The sequence below is a fragment of the Thermoflexus sp. genome, from assembly GCF_042408365.1.
GTDB lineage: Bacteria > Chloroflexota > Anaerolineae > Thermoflexales > Thermoflexaceae > Thermoflexus.
The window spans coordinates 1-6,156 of record NZ_JBHOQJ010000273.1 but is presented as its reverse complement, the minus strand read 5'-3'; the positions used below and the strand labels follow the sequence as shown (position 1 = coordinate 6,156).

The following is a 6,156-nucleotide window of genomic DNA, read 5'->3' as shown; positions in this document are numbered from 1 at the left end:
CGCCAAAGGCGCCCAGCTCGCCCTCAAACCCCCATAAAAATGCGGATAAAGCACCGCCAGCAGTTGCAGAACCCGTGGGGAAATCGCGAGCATAACGCGCTGGAGGGCCGTAGCACAAGGCGGGCAGAGCCTCCTTCCCCTCCCTGAAGCCGCGCTGCGCTTCCCCGTACATAGGGGGCGGCCTTGCCGCCCCCTATGGCATCGCTCACTTCGCGGGCTTCACCAGATCCTCCAGCTTATACCCGGAGGCGCTCAGCTGGGCCCGGAACTCATCGTAGAAGGAGTCATCCACCGCCTGCAGCCCTTCGATCTGATAAACCGTCTTTAGGGCTTTCTGCCCCTCCTCCGATTGGGCGATCTCCAGCAACGCCTGCCGGATCTTCCCCTTCAGCTCCTGAGGGAGATCCTTCACCACGCTGACGTTGTCGTTCGGGATCTTCGCTGTGGTCGCCAGCACTACCACTTTCTCCTTCACATCCGGAAGATCCTTCTCCACGGTGCCCCGGGCGTCCACATAGGTCGCCCCCGCATCGCAGTCCCCGTTATAGACCGCCTTCACCACGTTCGGGTGCGATCCCGCGTTCACCGTCTTGGCGAAATCCTTGTCCGGATCCACCCCGTTGGCCTTGATCAGGATGCGAGGCATCAGGTAGCCGGAGGTGGATAGCGGGTCCACCCAGCACATGATCTTGCCCTTGAGATCCGCGATGCTCTTGATGCCGGAGTCAGCGCGCACGATGATCTGGCCGGTGTAGTACGTCTGGTTGAAGCGAACGGTGGCCAGGATCACCTCCACGCCGTATTTCTCATGGGCGAGGAGATAGCTCAGGGTGTTCAGCCAGCCGATCTGGGCCTGGCCGGCCCCCATCGCCTCCACCGCGGCGGCGTAACTGCTGGCCAGGTTTAGAGTGACTTTCATGTTCAACTTCTGGCCCAGCAGCTGGGCGAGCTGCTCCCCACCCCGTTTGATCTCCTCGGACTCTCCAGAGGGCACGAAGACCATCACCAGAGGATTTTGCTCGCTCCCTAACGGAGGCTTCTGGGGCGCACACGCGCTCAGCGCAAGGCCGAGGATCAAGGTGCCGATCGCGGTAAGGAGCCCAAGGCGCTTCATGGAAGACCTCCCGGGTTTGAGATTTACCCTTCGTTTTCCGGTATGTTCTCAGGCCCATCTTAGGGGGATCACCCGGTGCTGTCAAGCACGCATAATTTTAGTATATCTTTGGTAAATTCGAAAGAAAGCTTATAGCTGCCTATTGCGGTTTCAAGGGCCGCCTGCATGGACCCTATTATCCCCCGCTTCAGGGGAGAAGAGGGAGGGTGGGGTTGGGGGAGGTGGGAGGAGCAGCGGAAAAACTGCCCGGAGGGGAGCAAGGATCTGCTGGGGGTCGGCTGAGCATTGAAGAGGCTCAGCCCATCTGAAGTTCCCTCTCCTTCGAAAGCAACCTGCGTTAAGATGGTGATGGAGAGGCATTCACAGCTCTTCGGGCGATGGGGAGGAAGGGAAGACCCTCAGGGGTTAGGGGCCCCTCGTTTGGAGCGGGGCGCTTTAGCCTCCGTTTCCGAAGATCCCCAAGGTCCATCCGCTTGGGACGTGGGGAGGGGGATGAAAACGGTTTTGGAGGTGGAGCCGGGGGCCAAAGGGCGCCCCGCTCCGCCCTCAAAATCCCCCCTAGGAAGCCTTGGACCTTGGCTCTCCGTCAGGTCCTGCATGCTGGAAGGAGGAGGCGCGAATGCGGTTCCGAGATCGAAGGGAAGCCGGACAGCGACTGGCTGAGGCGCTGCGGGATCTGAAACCGGAGGCTCAGGCAGGCCGTGTGGTGGTGCTGGGAATCCCCCGGGGAGGCGTGGTGGTCGCCTATGAGGTCGCCTGCGCCCTCCAAGCGCCCCTGGATGTGGTCCTGGCCCATAAGCTCGGCGCTCCAGGCAACCCAGAGCTGGCGATCGGCGCTGTAGCGGAGGATGGAACCCTCTGGATCGATGCCCTCGCGGTGGCCGAGCTGGAGGTTCCCCCCGCTTACATTGAGGAAGAGATCCGCCGCCAACGGGAAGAATTACGCCGGCGGTCAGCGGTCTTCCGTGGCGCCCGTCCGCCTCTCCCGGTGGAAGGCCGGACGGTGGTGGTGGTGGATGATGGAATCGCGACGGGCGCGACGATGCGGGTCAGCCTGCGTTCGTTGCGGAACCGGGGAGCCAATCGGTTAATCGTCGCCGCGCCGGTGGCCCCGCCGGAGATGCTCCCGCGGATTGAAGCGGAGGCCGATGCGGTGGTTGTGCTTTACACCCCGGCGCTGTTCTGGGCCGTCGGCGCTTTCTATGAACAATTCGAGCAGGTCTCAGACGATCAAGTGGTGGCCCTTCTGGAGGAAGCGATTACCTGGGGAAAAACATAGGTGATGATCGGTGATGTCTGCAACAGAGCGTGTGCTTTTTTCCTACGAAGAGATTATTCATCGGCTCCGGGAACGGCTGGCCCGGCCGCTTCCCGGCCCCTCCGCGCAGTGGGAGATGGCTCCCCCTTACCGACGGGCGCTGCTCGCGCAAGGGAACGATGGGCTCGTGCAGGGTCGGGATGCGGCTGTGCTGATCCTGCTCTATCCAAACGGCCCGGATCTGGCCTTTCCCCTCACGCTGCGAACCCTTCACGTCGTTCACCATAAAGGCCAGATCTCACTTCCCGGCGGGGCATGCGAACCGGGGGAATCCCCGGTGGAGGCGGCCCTGCGGGAGACGGAGGAGGAGCTCGGGCCTCTAGGGGATCAGGTGGAGATCCTGGGTTTGCTGACCCCGGTCTTTATCCCCCCCAGTGGCTTTCTGGTACATCCTGTGGTCGGCTATCTTCCCATACGGCCGGTGTTTCGCCCTGCGCCGATCGAGGTGGCGGAGGTGTTGGAGGCATCCCTCTCCTGGCTTTTGGATCCCAGGCATCAGGATGAAGAGGAGCGGGAGCTTTACGGCGCGCGATGGCGTATCCCGGTGTTCCGATTGGGGAACCATGCGATCTGGGGGGCCACCGCGATGATCCTCGCGGAGTTCCGGGCGGTGGTGCGGGAGGCGCTGGAGCCTTAGGGTCAAGCACCAGGCCTGTTCCTATGGTTGGCGTTCGGGCCTTTTGTAGGGGCATCCACAAGAGGTGCCCTACCGCTTCCCGTGAGGTGAAACCCTCCAGGTTATAATGAGAGCGCCGGGCAGCAGGCTGGTTTCCGGATCATTCTCCCTTCGGAGAGGATGAAGATGCGCAACTTTATCGCTCAGCGTGTGGCTTCCATTCCACCCTCCGGTATCCGCCGCTTCTTCGATATCGCGGCGACAATGAAGGACGTCATCAGCCTGAGCATCGGCGAGCCCGATTTCGTAACCCCCGAGCCGATCCTCAGGGCCGGCGTGGAATCGTTGTTGCGGGGAGAGACTCACTACACCAGCAACTCCGGCTTGATTGAGCTGCGGGAGGCCCTCGCCGAGCACCTTTATCGCCTCTACGGTGTTTCTTACGATCCGGAGTCCGAGCTCCTGATCACCGTGGGGGTCTCCGAAGCCCTCTACCTCGCCGTCAACGCCATCCTGGACCCAGGGGATGAGGTGATCATCCCTCAGCCATGCTTTGTCTCCTATGCGCCGGAGGTTACACTGGCAGGGGGCGTGCCGGTCCCATTCGCCACGCGAGCGGAGGAGGATTTCCAGGCCAATCCCGCCGATATCGAAGCTCGCATCACTCCGCGCACCAAGGCCATCCTCATCGGTTATCCCAACAACCCCACCGGTGCCGTGATGCCCCGCGAGAAGCTAGCGGCGATCGCCGCATTGGCGGAGCGCTACGACCTCCTGGTGATCTCCGACGAGATCTACGATCGCCTGGTTTACGATGGAACCCATACATGTTTCGCCTCGCTCCCTGGAGCGCGGGAGCGCACCATCCTGCTGGGTGGCTTCTCCAAGGATTACGCGATGACCGGGTGGCGGATTGGCTATGCGGCGGCCCCCAAGGAGATCCTGGCCGCCATGCGCAAGATCCATCAGTATACGATCATGTCCGCGCCCACCCCCTCCCAATATGCCGCCCTGGCCGCCCTTCGCATCGGTGAGGAACATGTCGAGCGGATGCGGCAGGAGTATGACCGGCGCCGGCGGCTGATTGTGAAAGGTCTCAATGAGCTGGGCCTTACATGCTTTGAGCCGAAGGGCGCCTTCTATGCTTTCCCTTCCATCGCTCGCACGGGCATGAGCGATGAGGAGTTCAGCGAGCGGCTCCTGATGGAAGAGAAGGTGGCCGTGGTGCCGGGCAGCGCCTTCGGCCTGGGGGGCGCCGGACATGTGCGCTGCTCCTATGCGACGGCCTACGAGAAGATTGAGGAAGCTCTGGAGCGGATGGCCCGCTTCCTGAAGCGCTACGGATAAAGGGCCCTCTGAGCCTTGAGCGGGCATCCTTCCGCTTAGGGTAGTTGCCCCTTCCAGTAGCAGCAAGATCCAAATGCCCAAAATTCGATGGGGCTACGCGGTGGGGGGAATGGTCTCGCCTCTCTTCCCCCCTCCCTGTGTAGCCTTGCTGAAGGGGGAGGGGATAATTTTTCTTTGTGGGGTGCGGGCTGTCGAAGGCGGCCCGCACCCCACAAAGAACCATAAGGAGCAGGCAGATGCGCGCTGTGATCCTGGGGGGAGCGGGGAAGATCGGTCGGGCGATCGCTTGGGATTTGATCACCGGGCCTGATCCGGCCGAAGAGGTGATCGTGGCGGACCTGGATGAAGCAGCCGCGGCTGAGATCGCACGGGGGCTTGGAACGAGGGCCAGGGCAGCGTTTTGCGATCTCACCGACGTGGATCGAACCGCGCGCCTCCTCCATGGGGCCGATGTGTGCGTGAACGCTGCCCAATACGATTTCAATCTCCAGGCCATGCAAGCCTGCCTGGAGGCAGGTGTTCCGTATCTGGACCTGGGAGGGCTTTTCCATATGACCCGCCGCCAGCTGGCCCTGGATGGGGACTTCCGGTCTCGCGGGCTCTTGGCGATCTTGGGGATCGGTTCATGCCCAGGCCTCTCCAATGTGCAGGCCGCCTATCTGGCTGCTCAGCTGGATCGAGTCGAGCGCCTGCGGATTTACAACGGCAGCACCCCGCCGGAGGCCGGGCAGCTCACGTGGGGTTATTCGATCCGGACCATCCTCGACGAGATCGCCATGCGGCCTGTGGTCTTTGAAGAAGGGGTCTTTGTAGAGAAGGAGCCCCTTTCCGGAGAGGAGTTCTATCTCTTTCGAGAGCCCATTGGGTGGCAGAAGGTCCATTTATCGCTGCATTCCGAGGTGGCGACCTTGCCCCTGACATATGCGGAGAAGGGATTGCGGGAATGCTTCTTCAAGATCACCTTCTTCGGCCTTGGGGAGGAATCCGTTCGTCGTCTGAAGTTCCTGGTGGATTTGGGGTTGGCGGACCGTGAGCCGATCGTTGTTCCCGATGCGGAGAAAGGATCCTCCGGGGTTCGGGTGCGCCCTCGGGATGTACTGGTGGCGCTCCTGAGACGCCGGCCGCTGGCCCCGGAAGGCTCCATCTCCGGATTCAAGGATGTAGCCACTGAAGCATGGGGTTGGCGGGACGGGAGGCCTGTGCGATTGCGTGTGGACACGGTGGCTGGCCCTCAGGCCCATTTCGGAGGAAGCGGGGGCACCATGCTGGTCGCCGTTCCGGCCGCGGAGGTTGCCCGCTGGGTCGCCCGGGGCGAGATCGCTCAACGAGGGGTGCTTCCCCCCGAACAAGTCGTAGAGCCTCGGCGTCTCTTCCAGGCCCTTGCCGTCCGTGGCGCGTGGACGGAGCGCACCATTATGGAGCTCGTGGAGTAAGAGACTTGGGGCGATCCCGTGAGAGCAGCGGGGGTAGTCGTTCCCTCCACCCGTGTGGATGATCCCTTCGCCGAGGATTTCAGTGGGGCATCGCTGTGTGATGGGGGCGCCTGTGTAGGGGCACCCCTTTGGATGCTCCTACAGCGGTATGCGCTAGATTCTCAAGAGGAACCACGGCATGACGCTGATTGGGGTGGCCTGTGTGCAGCTGGAGGCGCTGGGTTTGGGGCGCGCGGAGGAGGCCTTGGAGCGGGCGCTGGACCGGGTGGAGGAGGCGGGCCGCTATCGTCCGGAGATCATCCTGCTCCCGGAGTGCACGTATCCCGCT

General features: G+C 62.5%; 5 protein-coding genes. 4 read left to right on the top strand and 1 reads right to left on the bottom strand.

The window, feature by feature from the left end:
- Positions 1–205 precede the first annotated feature (205 nt).
- Positions 206–1,114, bottom strand: a complete 909-nt coding sequence (locus ACFMO5_RS12400) for a phosphate/phosphite/phosphonate ABC transporter substrate-binding protein (RefSeq protein WP_376793068.1) — start codon at positions 1,112–1,114, stop codon at positions 206–208.
- Between the two features lie 619 nt (positions 1,115–1,733).
- Here ACFMO5_RS12400 and ACFMO5_RS12395 point away from each other — a divergent pair.
- The 4 genes from ACFMO5_RS12395 (at position 1,734) to ACFMO5_RS12380 (ending at position 5,828) form a co-directional block, all read left to right on the top strand.
- On the top strand, positions 1,734–2,393 hold the full coding sequence (locus ACFMO5_RS12395) for a phosphoribosyltransferase (protein WP_376793067.1): 660 nt from the start codon (positions 1,734–1,736) through the stop codon (positions 2,391–2,393).
- Positions 2,394–2,406: 13 nt separating this feature from the next.
- Positions 2,407–3,069, top strand: coding sequence for an NUDIX hydrolase (locus ACFMO5_RS12390; protein ID WP_376793066.1), 663 nt, complete (start codon positions 2,407–2,409; stop codon positions 3,067–3,069).
- 165 nt (positions 3,070–3,234) lie between these two features.
- A complete protein-coding gene (locus ACFMO5_RS12385; protein WP_376793065.1) occupies positions 3,235–4,395 on the top strand; it encodes an aminotransferase class I/II-fold pyridoxal phosphate-dependent enzyme in 1,161 nt (386 codons plus the stop codon).
- Positions 4,396–4,631: 236 nt separating this feature from the next.
- Positions 4,632–5,828 carry a saccharopine dehydrogenase NADP-binding domain-containing protein gene (locus ACFMO5_RS12380; RefSeq protein ID WP_376793064.1) on the top strand — a complete coding sequence of 399 codons (1,197 nt, stop codon included), beginning with the start codon at positions 4,632–4,634 and terminating at the stop codon, positions 5,826–5,828.
- The last annotated feature ends 328 nt before the right edge of the window (positions 5,829–6,156 follow it).

Coding starts and splice junctions, on each gene's coding strand:
- ACFMO5_RS12400 (WP_376793068.1), bottom strand. CDS start 1,114: ATGAAGCGCCTTGGGCTCCTTACCGCGATCGGCACCTTGATCCTCGGC.
- ACFMO5_RS12380 (WP_376793064.1), top strand. CDS start 4,632: ATGCGCGCTGTGATCCTGGGGGGAGCGGGGAAGATCGGTCGGGCGATC.
- ACFMO5_RS12385 (WP_376793065.1), top strand. CDS start 3,235: ATGCGCAACTTTATCGCTCAGCGTGTGGCTTCCATTCCACCCTCCGGT.
- ACFMO5_RS12390 (WP_376793066.1), top strand. CDS start 2,407: ATGTCTGCAACAGAGCGTGTGCTTTTTTCCTACGAAGAGATTATTCAT.
- ACFMO5_RS12395 (WP_376793067.1), top strand. CDS start 1,734: ATGCGGTTCCGAGATCGAAGGGAAGCCGGACAGCGACTGGCTGAGGCG.